This is a genomic window from Emticicia sp. BO119 (genome assembly GCF_013912375.1).
Taxonomy (GTDB): Bacteria; Bacteroidota; Bacteroidia; order Cytophagales; family Spirosomataceae; genus Emticicia.
The window spans coordinates 869,795-889,939 of record NZ_JACETV010000001.1 but is presented as its reverse complement, the minus strand read 5'-3'; the positions used below and the strand labels follow the sequence as shown (position 1 = coordinate 889,939).

General features: G+C 36.3%; 18 protein-coding genes and 1 tRNA gene. 10 read left to right on the top strand and 9 right to left on the bottom strand.

The genetic code is table 11. The annotated features are described in order from the left end of the window. Positions 1-617: 617 nt before the first annotated feature. Positions 618-1,256: a tetratricopeptide repeat protein gene (locus tag H1R81_RS03925; RefSeq protein ID WP_181839364.1), complete on the top strand. Its 639-nt coding sequence runs from the start codon at positions 618-620 to the stop codon at positions 1,254-1,256. 30 nt (positions 1,257-1,286) lie between these two features. Beyond that, a complete protein-coding gene (locus H1R81_RS03920) occupies positions 1,287-1,682 on the top strand; it encodes a hypothetical protein (protein ID WP_181839363.1) in 396 nt (131 codons plus the stop codon). Positions 1,683-1,709: 27 nt separating this feature from the next. On the opposite strand, the gene H1R81_RS03915 is transcribed toward H1R81_RS03920, so the two are convergent. Then, positions 1,710-2,828 (bottom strand): serine hydrolase, encoded by a 1,119-nt coding sequence (locus H1R81_RS03915; protein ID WP_181839362.1) that lies wholly within the window; start codon positions 2,826-2,828, stop codon positions 1,710-1,712. 192 nt (positions 2,829-3,020) lie between these two features. Next, entirely contained in the window at positions 3,021-3,830 is an 810-nt protein-coding gene (locus tag H1R81_RS03910) for a LytTR family DNA-binding domain-containing protein (RefSeq protein ID WP_181839361.1), read from the bottom strand. An 87-nt stretch (positions 3,831-3,917) separates the two neighbouring features. Between H1R81_RS03910 and mce the strand changes: the two genes are divergently transcribed. After that, entirely contained in the window at positions 3,918-4,325 is a 408-nt protein-coding gene (gene mce / locus H1R81_RS03905) for a methylmalonyl-CoA epimerase (RefSeq protein ID WP_181839360.1), read from the top strand. A gap of 55 nt (positions 4,326-4,380) precedes the next feature. Here the strand turns inward: mce and pheT are convergent, their stop codons facing one another. After that, positions 4,381-6,813, bottom strand: coding sequence for a phenylalanine--tRNA ligase subunit beta (gene pheT, locus H1R81_RS03900; protein ID WP_181839359.1), 2,433 nt, complete (start codon positions 6,811-6,813; stop codon positions 4,381-4,383). 587 nt (positions 6,814-7,400) lie between these two features. Here pheT and H1R81_RS03895 point away from each other — a divergent pair. After that, the gene (locus H1R81_RS03895) at positions 7,401-8,573 is read left to right on the top strand and encodes a WG repeat-containing protein (protein WP_181839358.1); all 1,173 of its coding nucleotides are present in this window, start codon (positions 7,401-7,403) and stop codon (positions 8,571-8,573) included. A gap of 190 nt (positions 8,574-8,763) precedes the next feature. Here H1R81_RS03895 and H1R81_RS03890 read toward each other — a convergent pair whose 3' ends face one another. After that, positions 8,764-8,958 carry a hypothetical protein gene (locus H1R81_RS03890; protein WP_181839357.1) on the bottom strand — a complete coding sequence of 65 codons (195 nt, stop codon included), beginning with the start codon at positions 8,956-8,958 and terminating at the stop codon, positions 8,764-8,766. 507 nt (positions 8,959-9,465) lie between these two features. Here H1R81_RS03890 and H1R81_RS03885 point away from each other — a divergent pair. From H1R81_RS03885 to H1R81_RS03875, 3 genes are all read left to right on the top strand, one after another. Then, positions 9,466-10,389, top strand: a complete 924-nt coding sequence (locus tag H1R81_RS03885) for a sugar phosphate isomerase/epimerase (protein ID WP_181839356.1) — start codon at positions 9,466-9,468, stop codon at positions 10,387-10,389. Between the two features lie 95 nt (positions 10,390-10,484). Further along, the gene (locus H1R81_RS03880) at positions 10,485-11,111 is read left to right on the top strand and encodes a hypothetical protein (protein WP_181839355.1); all 627 of its coding nucleotides are present in this window, start codon (positions 10,485-10,487) and stop codon (positions 11,109-11,111) included. A gap of 66 nt (positions 11,112-11,177) precedes the next feature. Beyond that, positions 11,178-11,354, top strand: a complete 177-nt coding sequence (locus H1R81_RS03875; RefSeq protein WP_181839354.1) for a hypothetical protein — start codon at positions 11,178-11,180, stop codon at positions 11,352-11,354. 225 nt (positions 11,355-11,579) lie between these two features. Here H1R81_RS03875 and H1R81_RS03870 read toward each other — a convergent pair whose 3' ends face one another. The 5 genes from H1R81_RS03870 to pdxH form a co-directional block, all read right to left on the bottom strand. Beyond that, positions 11,580-12,098, bottom strand: a complete 519-nt coding sequence (locus H1R81_RS03870) for a hypothetical protein (RefSeq protein ID WP_181839353.1) — start codon at positions 12,096-12,098, stop codon at positions 11,580-11,582. Between the two features lie 36 nt (positions 12,099-12,134). After that, the gene (locus tag H1R81_RS03865) at positions 12,135-12,638 is read right to left on the bottom strand and encodes a hypothetical protein (RefSeq protein WP_181839352.1); all 504 of its coding nucleotides are present in this window, start codon (positions 12,636-12,638) and stop codon (positions 12,135-12,137) included. A 184-nt stretch (positions 12,639-12,822) separates the two neighbouring features. Then, positions 12,823-13,443, bottom strand: a complete 621-nt coding sequence (locus tag H1R81_RS03860; protein WP_181839351.1) for a trans-aconitate 2-methyltransferase — start codon at positions 13,441-13,443, stop codon at positions 12,823-12,825. 23 nt (positions 13,444-13,466) lie between these two features. After that, entirely contained in the window at positions 13,467-15,068 is a 1,602-nt protein-coding gene (locus H1R81_RS03855; protein WP_181839350.1) for a GMC family oxidoreductase, read from the bottom strand. 116 nt (positions 15,069-15,184) lie between these two features. Continuing rightward, positions 15,185-15,826, bottom strand: coding sequence for a pyridoxamine 5'-phosphate oxidase (gene pdxH, locus H1R81_RS03850; protein ID WP_181839349.1), 642 nt, complete (start codon positions 15,824-15,826; stop codon positions 15,185-15,187). Between the two features lie 233 nt (positions 15,827-16,059). Here pdxH and H1R81_RS03845 point away from each other — a divergent pair, with 233 nt between their 5' ends. From H1R81_RS03845 to H1R81_RS03835, 3 genes are all read left to right on the top strand, one after another. After that, positions 16,060-18,378 (top strand): DUF349 domain-containing protein, encoded by a 2,319-nt coding sequence (locus H1R81_RS03845; protein WP_181839348.1) that lies wholly within the window; start codon positions 16,060-16,062, stop codon positions 18,376-18,378. 156 nt (positions 18,379-18,534) lie between these two features. Continuing rightward, positions 18,535-18,610: transfer RNA gene (locus tag H1R81_RS03840), tRNA-Thr, on the top strand. Positions 18,611-18,822: 212 nt separating this feature from the next. Next, complete coding sequence (locus tag H1R81_RS03835) at positions 18,823-20,082, top strand: phage integrase SAM-like domain-containing protein (RefSeq protein WP_181839347.1); 1,260 nt, start codon at positions 18,823-18,825, stop codon at positions 20,080-20,082. The last annotated feature ends 63 nt before the right edge of the window (positions 20,083-20,145 follow it).

Below are 20,145 nucleotides of genomic sequence, written 5' to 3'. Positions count from 1 at the left end.
CTTTTTACTCAATGGGTTGGTGTTTTTTTTTACCTTAGTTCTATCTGGATGGCCGTTTTCAAAAAATTCAGTACGGAGTGAGGGTGATAAGCAGATTACTGCGCTTAATACCAAATCTATCAGAATAAAAAATAATAACCTGTGTTTAAGTTGCCTCAAACACAAGACTTTTTAGTTTTAGTAAGAATAAACAGGTACAATAATTTCTTATAGATAATCACTCTTTATGAATAGCTGTGGGTGCTTTTATGATTGGCATGGTCTTTGTCATTAATATTCCTGACTTAAGGCCTGAATGTCAATCGGGTAAATTCATCGTGTATTAATTCTACTTTCCTTAAAAACCCGGAAAAAGCTCCGTTTTTCCGTCTTTCTTCGTACTTGTATGCTACTAATAGGACAAATACTATACCGTTTTTTCTGATTAAACGGTAGAAATTTTTTCTTTGATACAATTTCTTATGTATATAGTTTTTTTAATAAAATTACACACGTATTTTTATTTATTACTTCCAGGTATAAATACTTAGTTTATCCATAAAGAATAATTATACTACCGATAATTAAAAAAAAATTAATTTTTTTAATTAGACTCCTGAAATTTAAAAAACACTTTAATGAAACGCCGTGTCATTCTTCTGATATTTTTTCTCTTTATTTTTATTGGTTTACAAGCCCAAAATGCTGAAGACTATCTAAAAGCCGGAGAACAAAAATATGCTAAAGGTGCTTATGAAGAAGCTATCACTTACTTTAATAAAGCGATTCAAATGAATCCGAATAATACAAGAGCTTATAATAGCAAAGGCTTAAGTCTGGATGCCTTAGGTCATTATGATGAAGCTATTGGTACCTACACAAAAATTATTGAAATTGAAGGAGACAAAGCCGTCGATGCATATCATAACAGAGGAACAAGCTATAAAAACTTCACCAAATACACCGAAGCCATCATAGATTTCGACAAGGCCATTACTCTCAATAGTACTAATTCGCGGACCTACAATTATAGAGGTATCTGTTTAGATAATATTGGTCGTTATGATGAAGCCTTGCAAGACTTTAGTAGAGCAATTGAGATGACTCCAAGAAAGGCCGAATACTATTCGAATCGTGGGAACACTTTAAATCATTTAAAGAAGTATAATGAAGCAAATGCCGATTTTAAAACCGCCCTTATTATTGACCCCAATTTTAATGAGGCTAAGAATGGATTGAAAGAAGCTCATCGGAAATTGAATAAGAAAACAAATTAAGTATTGTTTATTGAAATACGTGCAAACAAAATGAAACCAGTTTTAGGCATTATCTTATTTACTTGTTTCGGCTATTGTCAAATCGCAGTCTGGGGCTTTATTGTTTTATTATTAAACACTGCCTTTATATCTGCTGAAGTCCTTATCTCGCCGGATGCGCTATTTGAATTATATACCGGCTCCCCAGAAAACTATATTCTGAGCAGAATCAGCATAAACATTGGCATTAGCCTGGCCTTTGGGTTGTTCCTTACTTTTTTGTATTGGCTGATCAGAAGATATTATATGTTACCCGAAACTATTATAGAGAAGGTAGACGCCCGGAGCTTCTTTAAATGGCAAACGACTGCCCTGTTTTGCTTTGGGATTCTCGCCATTCTCTGGAGAATCTATAAGATTTTTCATCCTTATCCAGAGGTTTGGTAGTTTGAGTTTGATGAACTTCCAAATTACTCACCAATTCAAATACATTTCAGCAATCTCACCAGCCATTGGGTACAATGGACTTGAAGAAAGGTTTGATAAAATAATAATTGAAAGACTCTTATCTTCAAAATGGAAATAAGTGCAGGTAAAGCCGGGTTTATTTCCACCTGCTAATGTCAATTTATGTCCTTTATAATCACTCAAAAACCAACCAAGTCCATAATGATTGGGATTACCTGCTCCGTTATCACCTATCACTCCTTCCTTTCCGTTTTTAAGTTTTGAGGGAGACCACATTTCTTTAATTGTTTCTTTTCTTAGCAATGCTTCACTATATAAGGCTTTATCAAACTTCGCCAAATCCTCAACAGTAGATATGAGTCCGCCTTCTGAATAGGCCCATGTATTGCTTGTATATTCCGCATTAAGCAGTTTTTTATCAGACAATGTATATCCATTTACCCTATCAGAAATCAACATTTCCGACTTATCTATTTGGGTATGGCTCATACCCAAAGGCTCAAATATTTCTTCTTTCAGATATTGGTTATAACTTTTACCGGTAATCACCTCTATAATCATTCCCAATAAATAATAGTTGGTATTACAGTATTGCATTCTTTCACCAGGGCTGAATATTATTGGCGATTTCTCGTTCATGGCAATAAATTCTTTATGGCTCAAATCTAATCGCCATGAATTTTGCCATGACCAGTCAGGCGATTGAAAATAATCAGCCAGACCGGAAGTATGACTCAGCAATTGTCGTACGGTAATTGTCTCCCATTTGATAGGTAAGTTTTTCAGATAAAAGCTTGCCTTTTCGTCTAATTTGATTTTCCCTTTTTCGAATAATTGCAGAATTGCAAAAGCCGTAAATGGTTTGGTAAGTGAGGCGAGTTTGAAAGGGCTCTCGGGCTTTAAAGCAATATTATGTTCCAGATTTGCTTTCCCATAAGCGTTTGCATAAATCAAATCGCCTTTATATACAATACCTATTGATATGGCAGGAATCTTTGATTGTGCCATGCGAGCCAGAATATATTTATCAACCCTGCCAGAATCAATGTTCAAAGATAAACCAACCGAAGAAGCATCTTTATTGATACTTTTAGAATTATCATATTTCTGACAATTCGCTGACAAAAAAACAACAATTAAATATAAGACTAAGCTTCTCTTTAAAATAGCGGAATAAATAACAGACATATACTACTGATTTAATTGAAAATAGGCAAGCAAGCTAAGAAGTCTGTTAATAGCAAAATAATAGCTTATGCAAATTGCTATTTACAAAGGATAAACTCTTTGATAGGTTATGTAGACATATTTACAGAATTATTGTAATGTATTTTGTTCAATATAATAAAGCACTGTTTTCTTATATTTAGCTCCTATAGGTAAGTTTTTATTAATTGTATTCATCATATTTCCTTCTATACCCGTAATAATGCTCTTGGCGATTATAAAGGAACTATGAATGCGAATAAATTGATCAGATGGCATTTCTGCCTCAATATTTTTTAAACTTGCCAAGGTTTTTATCTTATCAGAATCGAGATGGAAAATAACATAATTACTCTGGCTTTCAATGTATTGTATTTGAGAAAAATCAATTTTAACCAGTTTATTTCTGACTCCTGTCTTTACAAAAAAATGATTTCTTTCACTTATTTTACCAGGCAATTCAGTAAATGGGGGCGGATTGTCCTGTGGATTAAGTAATTGCCATTCTGACTCAATCATACTGCTCTGCAATTGCATTTTTTTATAGTCATTGTTTTTGACAATAAACCAATAGGCAAGGCTAATGACAGTAAATAAGAGATTTAACCTGAATTGTACCCAGAATACCTCCTGTGAGAATGAGTCAGGAAGAAAAATACCGCCAACACCTTGTCTGAACATAATTCCCAGAAAAATGACGGACACACTGCCTGATAATACCTTAGGCAAACTATTTTTTAATCCAATCATAGGAAATACTATAAATAGATGCATATAAAACACAAAAAGAAGCGTAATAAAAGAAATGAGGTTTCTAATAATGAAATTTGTATCAATGGCTTTGGCTTTAATAAAAACCAAAAGCAGGAACATACCCCATGCCAGAAGGTGATACCTGAGTTGTTTTTTTGAAAGTAACATAAGTAATAGCTTTAAAACTCTAATTTATGTAATAAGTGAGTTTATTAGACAAAAAATCTATAATTTGCCTCAAATAAATTACATCTTATGCTTACAAACGTTGAACATATCGGAATAGCCGTGAAAGATATTGCTACTTCAAATACCTTATTTACAAAACTTTTGAATATTGCACCCTATAAATCAGAATCTGTAGAAAGTGAAGGAGTGATGACTTCATTTTTCAAGGTCAATGAAACAAAAATTGAATTATTAGAAGCAAGCAATCCCGAAAGTGCTATTGCCAAATTTATAGAGAAAAAAGGTGAAGGTATTCATCATATCGCTTTTGAGGTAGATGATATTCAGACCGAAATGAAGAGATTGGAAAGTGAAGGTTTTATTTTGTTGAATACTGAACCCAAATTAGGGGCGGATAATAAACTAGTGTGTTTTTTACATCCTAAGAGCAGTAATGGTGTCCTGGTAGAGTTGTGCCAGGAACGAAAGGAATAAATAAAAAACCACAGAGTTCTTTGTGCCTCTGTGGTTCATATTAAAGTTTAAAGCTTTACTTCCTGATAATAGCCCCCAACTCTTTCTCATAAGCAGCTATCAGACGTTGCATCGTCTTATCAATGCTATCGTCGGTCAATGTCTTCTCTTTATCTAAAAGCGTAAAGCTCACTGAATATGATTTTTTGCCTTCTCCTAATTTCTCTCCTTCATAAATATCAAATACATTCACGGCTTTCAACAGGTTTCTTTCAACTTTGTAGGCAATAGCTGATACCTGCTCAAAAGTAGTTATGGTATCAATTACCAAAGATAAGTCACGGCGTACTTCCGGAAATTTTGGTATTTCCACATACGCTACTTTTTCAGAATATTGCTTCAATAAGAAATCCCAGTCGAAATCTGCATAGAAAACAGCTTGTTTTACCTCAGCCAATTTAGCAATAGAAGACTTTACCAGACCTAAACTCACCACAGGTTTTTTGTTGATTAAATAAGTAAGCCCGTACTGAAAAATACCTGCATTAGCTTCCTGTGTGTCAAACTTGTTTACTTTCATGCTCTTCAATACCTTTTGCACTGCCAGAGCCAAATCGTGGAAGGCAACAGGTGTATTGGCTGATAACCACGTTTCATTTTGTTGGTTACCTGTAAGCCACAAACCTAAATGCTTACTCTCTTTATATTTTTTCTCTTGCCCTTCATCCTGTTTTGTAAAATATGAGCGACCAAACTCAAACAGTTTCAGGTCTTTCTGGCGGCGGTTAATATTATAAGCCACCGACTCCATACCAGTCAATAACAGGCTTTGGCGCATTACCGATAATTCCTCACTTAATGGATTCAGCAAGGTTACCTGTCCACCCTTTGCAATGCTTTGAACAGCTTCATTGTAAGCAGGCTTTGTAATAGATAATGTTTGAATCTCATTAAAACCATTAGCCGCTAATAATTCTATCAAGCGCATCTGTAATTTATCCGCATCCTTATCGGGGAAACTTGATAGATAATCAGCTTGCAGATTTTCCGAAAGCTCAATATTATCAAAACCATAAATGCGCAATATTTCTTCAATTACATCGGCCTCTCTCGTTACATCTACTCTATAGGGCGGTACACTCACGGTCATTTCATACGCATCATCGCTTAAAACTTTAATATCAAGACTTTCAAGAATCCGATGAATCAATTCGTCTTCCAGATTTTTTCCAATCAGGCGGTTGATATTTTTGTGTTTGACCGTGATAGTCAGGTTTTCGATGGGAGTAGGATAATTATCTATCACACTATCCAGAATCTTTCCTCCTGCTAATTCCTGTACCAACAAAGCCGCCAATCTGATTGCAAAAGGTGGCATATTCGGGTCTGTACCACGCTCATATCTGAATGAAGCATCCGTTTTTAGTCCATGAAAAGTAGCAGTACGACGTACCCATACAGGACTAAAATAAGCGACCTCTAAAAATATATTTTTGGTAGTTGATTTAATACCAGATTTTTGGCCGCCAAATACCCCTGCAATAGCCATTGGCTCTTCTGCATTACAAACCATCAGGTCATACCCCGAAAGCGTTCTTTCTACACCATCAAGCGTAACAAATTTTGTTCCTTTTTCTGGCACACGTACCACAATGTTTTTACCTTTTACTTCATCAGCATCAAAAGCATGCATCGGCTGCCCTAAAGTATGGCATATATAGTTGGTAATATCAACTATATTACTGATGGGGTTCAACCCGATGGCTTGTAAGGATTTCTTCAACCATTCTGGTGATTCTTTGACTGTAATCCCCTGAATTTCCAGACCACAGAACCGAGGACAAGCCTCCGTATTTTCAAGAATTACTTGAAAGTCTGTTTTCTGTTCGGCAGTAGCAAATTTTTCAATTGATGGTAATTTGATTTCTCTGCCCAATACTGCTTTCAAATCACGGGCAACACCAAAGTGTGAAGCCGCATCAGCACGGTTAGGGGTTAAACCAATTTCAATCTGAAAATCAGGCTCTAACAAAAAATATCTGGCAGCAGGAGTGCCGTTAGGCAAATCAGTATCTAAAACTAAAATACCTTCATGAGATGTACCAATACCGATTTCATCTTCCGCACAAATCATCCCTTCCGAAGGGTATCCGTAAACTTTGCGTTTTTCTATCGTAAACGATTTACCATCTGCAAAATAAATAGTCGTACCCAAAGTCGCTACAATTACTTTTTGCCCTGCACGTACATTAGAAGCACCACACACGATAGTTGAAGGTGTTTCAGCACCAATATCAACAGTTGTCAGGCTTAATTGTTTCTCTTTTACCATAAAAGGCTCACAGGTAAGCACCTCTCCTACCACAAAGCCCTTTAACCCACCTTTTACTGATTCTATCTCTTCTATTCCTTCTACTTCTAAGCCTGTGCCTGTCAATAATTTCCCGATTTCCTCCGGTAATTCTTTAATCTCTATCAGACTTTTTAACCAATTATACGAAATTTTCATGCAAACAATAATTGTAGTGAAATGGGATGTAATTGAGCGAATGTGTGATTGCGCGATTTAATGATTGATTCAGTATTCACCATCTGCGATTATACACTATTACTTTTCAATTAGTTTTATCTAATTACTCTCAGCCCGGAATTTTCGCAAAGATAGTTATTTAGGTTTATATAGTGTGTAAGCAAGTATAAAAAAGCCTTACGTATATAATTATTGTATGTCTTTCTGAATCCCCCTCCATTGAGCTATAAAAGTTTTCAATTTTTCTCCTTCGCACCAAATTATAATCAAATTGAATCTGAATCTTAATTGTAATATAGCAAATTGAAAATCAGCGAAAAACTATTTTGTACCCACTCAATAATATTATAGTTAAGATCAAAATCTTGGCATTGCGTTTGCAAGCAATCATAATGTGTATTGTGTTTGCACATTTTCCAAATTCTTTTCTATTGTTTTATCAGCTAAACAAAAAAAATGTATCCGCTTGCTAAGATTAAAGCCGATTTATATGCATTGGCATAAGTTTGGCAATAGTATTTTCATTATATATTAAGTGAATAAAGAGCTTAACTCTATAAAAAACAATGGCTTTGAGAACGAACATAATAAAAGGTAAAGGTCTAATCTTAGGCTTATCACTATTAGCTGCGCAAACTGCATTCGCACAATCAACTGAAAAAACTCAGCTTCCTGCAAACGTAAATTTTACCGATTTTCAATCTGGTGTTGTACGTATCGAGAAAAACGACAAAGTTGGTTTTCTTGATAAACAAGGAAAAGAAGTTGCTCCTGTAAAATACGAAAGTGCTTACGACATGACCGAAGACATGGCCGCAATTCGTAAAGACAGCAAATGGGGATTCATGAATAAAACAGGGAAAGAAGTAATACCTTTTGAATACGAAGAAGTACAGAATTTCTCCAATTCATTAGCCGCAGTTAAATTAGGCGACAAATGGGGGTTTGTAGATAAAAAGGGGAAAGTAAAAGTTGCTTTCGACTACGATAAAGTATTGAGCTTTAAAGAAAACCTTGCTTTTGTTAAACAAGCAGGAAAATGGGGAGTGATTGATACAAAAAATCATTTTGTAGTTAAACCTCAGTTCGATAAAGTTGAAAGTTTCTCTGAAGGCTTGGCTATGGTAGCAGTAGCCGGAAAATACGGTTTTATTGATGCCAAAGGAAATCAGGTGATTCCGATGGTACATAAAGGAGCCAAAAGTTTTATCGAAGGCAGAGCAGCTGTAAAAAATGAAGCTAAAAAATGGGGTTTTATCGATGCCAACAATAACCTTGTGATACCGGCTAAATATGATGAAGTAGATAATTATGCCGAAGGCCTGGCGGTTGTTCGTAACAACGATAAATGGAAAGTAATTGACAAAACCGGTAGTGACTTGGTGGCAAGCACTTACGATTTTATTCAAGGAGTTTCAGAAGGGATGATTATCGTATATGCCAACAAAAAATTCGGGGTAATTGATAAAACCGGAAAAGAAATTGTGCCTTTAAAGTATGATAACCTTTGGGGCTATTCAGATGGATATGCAAGAGCTATTAATAATGGAAAATATGGATACATTGATAAAACCGGACAAGAAATTATTCCGTTGATTTATGACGACGCTTATAACTTTTCAGAAGGTATGGCAAGAATTAGTCTTTTCGGTAGAAGTGGATTCATTAATAAAAACGGACGTGAAGTCTTTCCTGATAATCAATTGTCAAAAGGTGTGATTTCCAGTGTAACTGATTAAATTGAGTTTAGGTTTTTGTTTAAATCAGCGAGGCGTCTTTGAAGATGCTTCGCTTTTTTTATTGTATGAGTAACTATTTCTAATTGTTTTTTCCCTTCCTCCTCGTCCTGACTATTTTCTGTTCTATTTCCTTCTTTATGTTTCAGCTTTAGTTGTTTTGCTTCCCGTGTTCAGTTCTATACTTTATCTATTAGCAAACAAGATTTTTTTCTCTGAAAACCTTGCTTGTTTTTTTTCTCTCTTTCTTTATTAACTTCATTGTTTCCTTAGTAATAACCACTTTAGAAGTTTCTTCCTTAGAAGTTTGTTTGTTAGTATCGTCGTTAGCAAAAGCCGCAGTTGAAGTTAAAATTGTAACAATAGCAATTGTAAAAATCTTTTTCATGTTACTCAATAGTTTTATATTATTTTCCCTTTTTGTTTGATGATTCAAATTTACACCATTCAAAGCGGTTTTTGGGACTGTTTTCGATGAAGTGACAAATTTAAACTTTTTTTGGAGACATTTCCAAGATAATCGGTATTAAACGGCGACGTTTGGTAACATAAAGGCGATAACTGGTAGATTACATCGACAAGTGGCAGGAAACAGCGGAAAATTGGCAGGAACTTTCGTTGAATGGCAGAAAATAGAGGTTAATTGGAAGATACTTCCGGTAAATGGTAGTTTATTTCCGGTAATTGGTTCTGTTCACTGATAAGTGGTATTTTATTACAAGAAACTGGAAGAAAAATAAAGACAGAACTTTTTTTAAGCCACTCCTGCATTTTTAGAAAACTTAAAATATAGGCATATATTAATCAATAGATTGATAATTTTACAAATGAAAGTATAATTCTGTTTTACCTGTCTTTTCACGAACCAAACCCATTTAAAACTTCCTGTATTATTATGAACCGTAGAGATTTTTTAGGCACAAGCACCGGAGGAGGAATGATACTTCACTCTATTCAGACGGTTGCTGAACAAACTCAATACCAACGCCTTTACAATGCAGCTTTAAAATTAAAGATCCTGGCCACTAACTGGGGCTTCCCCGGGAATACAGAGGCCTTTTGCGCAGCGGTAAAAAAAGAAAACTATGATGGCATTGAAGTCTGGTGGCCTACTGAAAAAAAAGACCAACAGGAATTGTTTACGGCCTTAGATAAATATCAGTTAGAAGTTGGGTTTCTATGTGGAGGTTATCAGAAAGACGCTAAAGAACATTTGGAGACTTTCAAAAAAGCTATCAATGCGGCAACACTGTCACCAAAGAGACCCTTATATATTAACTGCCATAGCGGACGGGATTATTTTACTTACGAACAGAACAAACTTTTTATAGACCATACAGCAGAAGCCAATCAGAAAAGCGGCATAAAGATATTACACGAAACACATCGCGGACGTATGCTTTTTGCTGCACATATAGCTCATAATTTCATTGAGAAAAACCCCGCTTTACGTCTTACCTTAGATATATCTCACTGGTGCAATGTGCATGAATCTTTGCTGGAAGACCAGACAGAAGCAGTTCAGGCTGCTTTGGCAAGAGTTGACCATATTCATTCAAGAATCGGGCATCAGGAAGGTCCTCAGGTAAACGATCCAAGGGCCCCTGAATGGGAAAGCGTTGTAAAGGCTCATCTGGCATGGTGGGATAAAGTAGTAGAATATAAAGCCAAATCAGGCGATACCTTAACAATACTCACAGAGTTCGGCCCACCTAATTACTTACCTACCCTCCCCTACACCAACCAACCCTTAGCTGACCAATGGGGAATTAACGTCTATATGAAAGACCTATTGCGAAATCGGTATATGAAAGCATAATGGGCAGGTTTATTTTCAAAAAAAAGTCCCGAACTGGTACGATTTTGGTTCTGATTTCAATTTTAATTAAAACAAATCTCGTTCAAACATTTTTTATGAAACCAACCATTATCACTACTATTCTTTGCTGCGTACTAACAATTAACCTTTATGCACAAGACATTATTTTTCTCAAAAACGGTGACGAAATCAAAGCCAAAGTAAAAGAAGTAAAAGACCAGGAAATCACCTATCTGAAATTTGAAAATCTGGACGGCCCTACCTACAGTATTCTGAAGTCGACAATTCTGATGGTTAAATATGAGAATGGCCAGAAGGACATTTTTTCTACCGATAAACCTGTAACCAATGAGGCTTTTATAGAAACCAGCTCTTTTGAAGTAAATCCATTAAGCAAAAAAACTGTTGAATACACTTATGAAAAAGGAATGGCTGATGCCCAAATCTATTATACAGGCCAGAATAGCGGCAAAGGCGGTGTATTAGTTACTTCTTTGTTATTAAATGGCTTATTTGGTTTAATACCTGCAGTAGCTTGTAGTGTTACAACACCTAAACTACATAATATGGGTATTCCAAATGTTGAGGCTTACCAGAAAAACCCTGAGTATGCCAGAGGTTATATAGCACAGGCAAAGAAAACCAAAGCGAAGAAAGTATGGAAAAACTGGGCTATCGGAACAGCAATTTCTACTATCTTTATTATCATAGTATCTAATTGATTCTGAAAATCTGAAATAAGAGTAAACTATATAATAGAGACCGTGGTAATGCTGGCATGCTAATCATTGCCTCTATTTTTTATTGCTACATTCTCAATATTTATTTATCCTTTTGGAGAGGTCGTAGAATTTTCTTTATTGATTGGTATTGGTTTCCTGATTGCCAATACCTCAAACATTGCTATCAATCCGAATATTCCACCACGCATCTTGTATAGTATTATAGTAGAACTTATCATTTAGTAGGAATTCTGATTGTTGGTTTTATTATAGTAGCTATGAAATAGCGTAGAGGTATGGTAATAGAATGAAAATTATTATTTAGAGACAACGGCACCACCTTGTCTCTTTTCTATTTTTTAACCAAAATAGCTTAGCCGTTGGCCTTCACCGAAAACATTTATTCCGGAGTATAGATGAATCAACTATGAAACAATAACTTATCTCTTGGTTTAGACTAACCCTTGGTTACTTTATACCCGCAATAATCTGTTTCTCTAAAAAACCTGTAGACCTGACCTCTTTTAAACACATTCCCCTCATATGAGTATAAGCCGCCTTTTGATAAATATAGCCCACCATATTAGCTAACATTACGGTCATCGAGGTTCTATTTTCTTCTTCCTTTACCTGAAAAACAATATCAGTCAGGACAAGTTCAGCTCCATAGGAATAATTCTTTAATTTTTCGCGGCCAACAATTACACGAGCACTACTATCCTCAGGGATTCCAACAGGGCTTTCAAATGTGAAGGAATTGATTTTATAAGGTTCGGACATGATTAGTCCGTTTTTTCTGTCTATTACCTTTAAGGAAATGTTATTTTTTAAACAATACTCAATAATATTAGTCATTACCTCATCAGCAGGTTTATTGAAGACTATTGTATAATCACTTGGGTAATTACCTTTTAAGGGAGTATATACTATTGAATGACAGGCAGACATTAAAAATGCTACCGTCAGAAAGCTTAGTGCTTTTTTCATTACAGCCTATGATTTGGTTAAAATCGGGAATTAAATTTACTTTATTCTCTCAATAATCTGCTTTTCTAACACACCGGTAGATTTAACTTCTTTTAAATACTCCCATCGTGAATACCAGGCTATTAAATCTGATAGCCTGACTGTGAGAGCGGTCTTACTGCTTCTTTCATTTAATTTAAAAATGATATTAGTCCAGATAATGTTAGGTGCTTGGCAATCTCCTATAAATTTTCCGGGCGTTTCACAGCCTATAACCACATCGGCACCGTTTTCCTGAAGTGTTCCGTCCTGGTTCTCAAATGTATAAGTTCTCAATCTATACCATTTAGAAATTATTAATCCGCTCTTTCTATCTGTTATTTTTAATTCTATTCCACTTTGCGAGCAATACGCTAGTATATCGTTCCATACTTCGTCTGGAGATCTATCAGTAACTAAAGCATAATTGCCAGGGTAATTACCTTTTAGAGGATAGAGAAGCTTTTGTTGACAACTTGAAAAAATACAAAGGGCAAGCAGTAGTGTGAATACTTTCTTCATCTCAGCAATTTAGTCGGGTTAACATACGTGATTCTATAGATTTGTGCAAAGAAAATCTTTTTTCTCTTATTCCTAAAGGTTTGTGTACAATCTTATTAGGAAAGACAATGCAGTGCGTTTTCTCCAGGTCTAATCATCACTTATTCTGGCGTAGGAATATAGCCTATGGCTAAAAAACATACTACTATCTATCATATTTAAACAGGCAGAAAGTAAATTTCTGTACAGTACCTGAAGGAGTTTTATGTTCTGTTTTCAAAGATTTTTTCTGTGTTAAACAGCGGGCAAATACCTCACTTAAATCATCAGGCGAATACTGATAAACTTCTAAATCGCTACACTTTTTAGGACCACCTTCGCCAAAAGTACCAATCAGGAAATAAGCTCCGGTATTGAGTGACCGACAGATATTCTGAGTATAGTGTTCAATTTCAGTAATACCAGTCAGGAAATGGAAAGTAGCTCTATCATGCCAGAAGTCATATTTTTCCTTCGCTTTAAATGTTCCGGCATCCGCTACAATATATTTTACAGACTTACCTCTATCACCAAGTCTATTCTGAGTCTTTTTAAGAGCTTCTTCCGAAATATCTACCAGAGTAATATTCTCATAGCCCTTCTCAAGTAAGTAATCAACAAAATGGCTCTCTCCTGCACCCATATCAATAATACTGGCATTTTTAGGCAGATTCAGTTTTTCAAAAAATTGTATAGAAGTTTCAGGATTTTCCTGAAACCAACTTACTTCTTCAAAACTTTTATTCTGATACACTTCTTCCCAGTGTGCTTTCAGGTCTTTATTCATTTTCGTCAGTTATAATTAGACATCTATTTCAACACCAGATCCGCACCCTTCTCGGCTATCATATACACAGGTGCATTAGTATTACCAGATACAATAGTAGGCATAATAGACGCATCAATTACCCGCAATCCCTCAATATCTTTCACTCGGAGTTCATTATCCACTACTGCCATTTCATCATTTCCCATTTTGCAAGTGCCAACAGGATGATACACAGTTTCTAATTGCTTCTGAATATGAAGTAGAATAGCATCATCTGAACTACAATCAGGTGGGGTAATTAACCTGTCTCTATAAGGCTCAAATGCTTTGGAGTTTATTACATCAATAGCTTTCTTAGTGGCTTTTATTAATGTAGTTCTGTCTTGCTCTTCTGATAAGAAATTTGGTTGAATGATTGGCGCATCTAATGGGTTATTACTCCTTAAACTCAGGTATCCTCTACTTTTAGGTCTCAATAAAGTAGGCAGGATTGTAAAACCATCATTTTGTGGAAAGGTTGAAATATCATACATATCTACTGTATAATCCTGACCTATCTGCAACGAAGCATAATGAAACTGATAATTCACTCTATCCGGACTATCATCAGTCATTCCAAATGCTGCGGCTTCTAAAGGGCCAATGGTCAGAATACCTTTCTTCGTAAATAGATATTGTGCCAGTGCCTTTGCCTGATTCCATTTTGATAAATAATGATTTTGACCTAACTGCTGACGGGATAAAGCCGAAACTCCCATAAATATATGATCTTGCAGGTTTTTCCCTACCCCTTGAATTTCTTTTTTACACGTAATTCCTGCTTTTTTGAGTTCTTCTTTATCACCGATACCCGAAAGCATTAATAGATGCGGAGAATTAAATGACCCCGCTGAAAGAATTACTTCCTTTTTTGCTTCAATTTTTTCGGTACTGTTTTTCCCTCTTATTACCTCCACTCCTACTGCTTTGTCATTTTCAATCAGAATTTGTTTCACTATGGTATTGGTAAATACAGTAAGATTTGATCTGCTCATGGCAGGCTTAAGAAATGCTGTAGCAGCACTATGCCTTCTGGCATCTTTAATTGTAAATTGTAGTAACCCTGCTCCCTCTTGCTTATAACCATTATAATCTCCGTTTTCTTTAAAACCATTTTCAACACAACCTTGTACAAAAGCATCAGTAAAAGGTGTTTTGAAATGCTTGGCGAAAGTTACATTCAGCAATCCATTCTTCCCATGAAAAACATTTTTGATTTGCTCATTATGCTCCGATTTCCTGAAATAAGGCAAAATTTCTTCATAACTCCATCCTTCATTACCCATATCAGCCCAATCATTATAATCTTCTTTATTACCCCTTACGTAGGCCATTGCATTGGTAGAGCTGCAACCACCTAAAGTTTTACCTCTGGGCAAATACAATCTGCGGTTTAGTACATGCGCTTGTGGCTCCGTCCAGTATCCCCAGTCTACCTCACTCCGATGAAGCTTGGCATATCCTGCCGGAATATGAATTTCCATCTTTTTATCCGGCCCTCCTGCTTCAATCAATAACACTTTATGAGCCGGGTTTTCTGAAAGACGATTCGCCAGTACGCACCCAGCCGAGCCAGCACCAATAATAATATAATCGTAGATCATAGGGTTGAATATATGCAGGTTAGTTTTATAAAAAACATAGTCTATTTTCAAAAAGGTCATAGAACGGTCTTTCGCACCTCTCCCTATTCAATAAGAGGCATTAGGGTGAGGCAAAATCACGGACTCAAACGTTCAATCTTCCAACTGCCACCTATATCCGTAAACAATATCCTGTCATGCAAGCGGCTTGGCCGGCCTTGCCAGAATTCAATTCTTTCCGGTATCAAACGATAGCCTCCCCAATAAGGTGGACGTGGAATAAAATCATCGCCATACTTTGCTTCCAGTTCTTTTTGTCTATTTTCTAATTCTTCTCTGCTTACAACTGTTGATTGTTGCGAAACCCAAGCGCCAATCTGGCTACCACGTGGCCTTAGCTGAAAATATTCATCTGATTCCGTTGCGGAAGTTTTCACAATTTGCCCTTCAACTCGTACTTGCCGTTCCATACTTCCCCAGAAGAAAGTCAAAGAGGCAAATGGCACTTCTGCTATTTCCTTACCTTTATTACTTTCATAATTCGTAAAAAAAACAAATCCACTCTCATCAAATCCTTTCAGCAAAACAATCCTGCCGTGAGGTTTACCGTTAGAAATGGTAGCCAGGTGCATAGCATTGGGCTCAAGAACCTTAGCATCAATGGCCTCCTTGAACCATTTTTCAAATTGTTTAATTGGGTTTTCTAAAACATTTTCTTCAACTAATTCGTTGAGTAAGTAATTAAGTCGAAGCGCGGCCACATCTGTTTTTTTATTCATTTTTTGCAACGTTTTAGGCTTTTTTTACGTATATAAATATAGTCGGAATAATTTCAAAAGTCACAGAGTTAGTATAAATGTTGTTTATTCAGAAAAAAAAAGAGACTTTTTTCCCGATTAATAATTTTTACACATACTCTGCATGGATTGTTGGGCAAAAGTATTTTTATATTTATTACATTTGCAAATCTAATGAAAACATTCCACGATACTACGAATCGTAACAATTACAAATGACGCATAAAGAATTGGATTTAGCAGAACCCGTTACTGATGCTGCCGAAGTGAAAGATTCGTCTTTGACAGATGCAGAGGCTTCGGCCAATACTCAAGACTCTAAAGAAATTATGAACGAACTGAAAGATTCCATCGACACTTCGACTGACGAACCTGTTGAAGACAGCACAAAAGAGGTGAAAGATGAAGCACCCGTTGCTGAAAGCCCACAAGAGACTCCAGCATCCACCGCAACTGAGCCAACCATAGTAGACACTTCCGCAATAGATACTTCTATTGAGGAGCCTGCTACACCAGCTTTGGATATTGTGGATACTCCTATTGAAAATGTTGCTATTACTACTAACCCAGAAGCGGCAACCGACGAAACCTCAAAACCAGTTTTAGGTGAAGACGAGAGTCCAATGGAAGAAATTGTAGTCAGCAACGATCCAACAGTTATGGTAGAGGTATCGCCAAAACCCGTTAAACCGGAAGAAGCTGTTGCTGAAGAGTTGCCTCAAACAGTAGACTTAATAGAAGATGAAACTCCGGTACTGACTGGCGACGAGGTTGATTATAGCAATTTCTCAAAAAAAGATTTCGTAGATCTGGGTGAAAAGCTATTAGCTTCTATCAAATCAGAAGGTGTAAGTATTTCAGACGTAAAAAATGCCGACAATGTGATGAAGGAAATCAAACCGATATTTGATGACCTGAAAGCACGTGAGAAATCGGAAGCATTAAAAAAATATATAGCAGACAACGGTGGCAACGAAGGCTTTGAATTTAAAAACGACAACTATGTTGTTCGTTTTGAATCTCTTAGCGCACAAATCCGTGATGCAAAAAACAGTTTCTTCCAGAAAATAGAACGCCAGAAAGAAGATTACTTCGAACGCAAAACCAATCTATTACAACGCCTGCGCGAAATAGTAGAACAGGAAGAACAAGGTGGTTCGAAAAACAACTGGCAGGAATTTAAAAAATTACAGGAAGACTGGAAAAGCGCAGGAAATGTAAACTCTCCACATAATACCTCCCTATGGTCAGCCTTTAATGCTCTGGTAGACAGATATTTCAGTATTCGTCATATACAGAACGAGTTGAAAGACCTTGACCGTAAGAAAAACCTGACAGCTAAAACCGAGATAGTAGAGCGTATTGAAGCCATTGCCGGAACCCTTGAAGATAGCGGTCTCAGCAATACTACGCTACGCCAGGCAAACGATCTATTGGAAGAATACAAGCATATTGGCCCTGCACAGCGTGAGGCACAAGACGAACTATGGAAGAGGTTGAAAGCGGCTTTTGATATTATCCATAACAAACGCCGGGAGCAATCATCACAAGCTGGGGTTTTGCAGGAAGAAATCTATCAGGCAAAATCCAGGTTGGTTGAGAACCTGAAACCTTATATACAGTTCAACACCGATAGTATCAACGAGTGGAACGCAAAAACCAAAGAGATTCTGGCAATTCAGGACCAATGGAATGGTATTAAAGGTGCCATGCCAAAAGAAAAAGGCAAAGACATCAGCCGTGAGTTCTGGTCGTCGTTGAAAACTTTCTTCCGTAATAAAGGAGATTTCTTCAATAAACTGGAAGCTGAAAGAGAAAGCAACCTGAAAGCCAAAACTTCTTTGTGCGAGCAGGTAGAAGTATTGCTGGAATCAGGCGACTTCTCTCCTGCCAATACAGACAGAGTGGTAGAATTACAAAAAACATGGAAGACGATTGGCCATGTACCTGAGAAATTTAAGGATAAAATCTACGACCGTTTCAAAAAAGCCTGTGATGCCTTCTTTAATGGCAAACGTGCCAAAGGCAATGAGGTAGAGAAAGAATACGAAGCCAATTTACAACAAAAAATAGCTCTTTGTGAAGAGATAGAAGCAGCCGCCAAAGCTGGTGAAGCAGATTTGAGCAAACTGGCTGGATTTAAGTCTCGTTACAACGAGATAGGTTTTGTACCACGCAAAGAAATGCAGAACATCCAGCGCCGCTTTGTTGATGCCATTAATGCTTATGTGAAAGCAAGTTCAGGTGTGAGTGGTTCAGAGAAAGAGAAAATGTTGTTGCAAAATGAGGTAGATGTAACCTTGAAAGGCGACAAAGGCAACTCAAAAGAACTGGATAAGAAAGAAAACGATATTCGCCGCAAGATGAAGAAGTTGGAAGACGACATCAATTTGTGGGAAAACAATATCGAGTTCTTTGCCCGTTCTAAAAATGCCGCTGCGGTGCGTGCTGAGTATGAAGAGAAGATTAAAGGCGCAGAAAAAGAATTGGCAGAGATGAAACAGAAGCTGAAAATCATCGTAGCAGCTAACTAAAAATATTTCATTTCTTAACTCGTTGCTTGTCAGCGAGTTAAGAAATTGTTAAAAAATATTTCAAAAAAACGCTTGCGTGGTATAGCTGAAAGCATTAATTTTGCACCACGATTTCAGAACAAGGTAACACACGGCGTTAAGAAATCAGACATAAATGCCTCCATAGCTCAGCTGATAGAGCAACTGACTTGTAATCAGTAGGTCGCTGGTTTGATCCCGGCTGGGGGCTCCAAATAAACAGAAAATATACTGTACAACACGAAAGCAAGACACTCAATCTTGCTTTTTCTGTTTTTAGGCCACACTCATCCCACTTTCTGCCTCTAAACTCAAAAAGCAACCGTAAAAAAAGTATTTCAAAAAAGAACCCATTTTTTAACAAAGTAGCCCACTTTTTGAATGGCGTTGGTCTCACCAAAATGCTGTTCATAACATGAAAAAAAGATGAGTATCCCCTCTATTAAGTTCCGTCCGAGAACTGTATCTAACCAAAAACCTATTCTTCAATGTTACATTAGCCTTTACGGCGTAAAAGCACCAAAATTTTCAACTCAAATTAAAATTACTGATGGTCTAAGATGGCTACAGAAAGCACAGTATATTGAACCTACCAAAGAGGAATTCAAAGACCTTGCACAATCTAAAAATGCTATTCTCCTGCAAATTACAACAACTGTTAACAATTGCTTTACACATTTAACCAGTCTTGGGAGACCAATTAGCGCTAAAAGCTTAAAAATTGAATTTGAAAGAACCTGGAATAAAGGCATTCAAAAACAACCTATTCCAAGTTTATTCAAAGTTTATGATTTATATGTACAAAGTGCAGAGGAGTCAGGATTAGAACCAAAGACTATTAGCAAGTATAAGAAAACCAAAGACCATTTAAAATCTTTTCTAAAAACCAAATCAAGAAATGATTTAGAATTAAATGAAATTCAGCCATTATTAGGGTTTCAGTTTTTCGAGTATGTAAAATCTCTGGATAACCCGCAAAGAAAGGGCAAAAAGATTTCAGCAGGTTCAGCTAAAAGGTATTTACTGTATTTCATAGCAAGTATGGAATTTGCCTTTTCAAAGGGTTATTTAGAAACAAACCCACTAAAGGAAGTTGACCCCAAAGTTAAGAATCCAAAATCTAACAAAACCATTGTTACAGAAAAAGAACAATTAAGTATCTACCGATTAGATAACCTTACACTTACGGAGAGGTTTGTAGCTGATATTTCAACTTTCATGTTTTATACTGCCTTTGATTTCTGCGATTTACGAGATTTTGACCAGCATCAACATATTGTAGAAATTGATGGTATTCAGGTTATAAAGAAACCAAGATTTAAAATGAGAAAATCAGAAGAGCCAGAATTTGCAGTTATACCTATGAACAATATTCTGCAAGAGATATTATTTATCAAATATCCTGATTATTTTCCTAAATATACCTACGAAACTGTTCGCAGGGTTTATAAGAATCTGTGTAGCAGGATTGGAGTAAAGAACTATACGAGAATGAGCCTTAAGCAAATTCGCAAATCAGCGGGTTCTTTCTATGTCAATAGCGGCGTTGACATAAAAGCCACTTCTGCTAAAATCTTGGTACATACGCAATTGAGCCATACATTAAACAGTCTTACTGAAACAAAATACATTGTTATAGAAGATTCAACGATTATCCGAGAAACTGAACATTTACGAGAACGGTAGATTACAATACCAAATTATTATTTTTACATTTGCAAAAATTACAAACAATTTAAAACCTGTGAT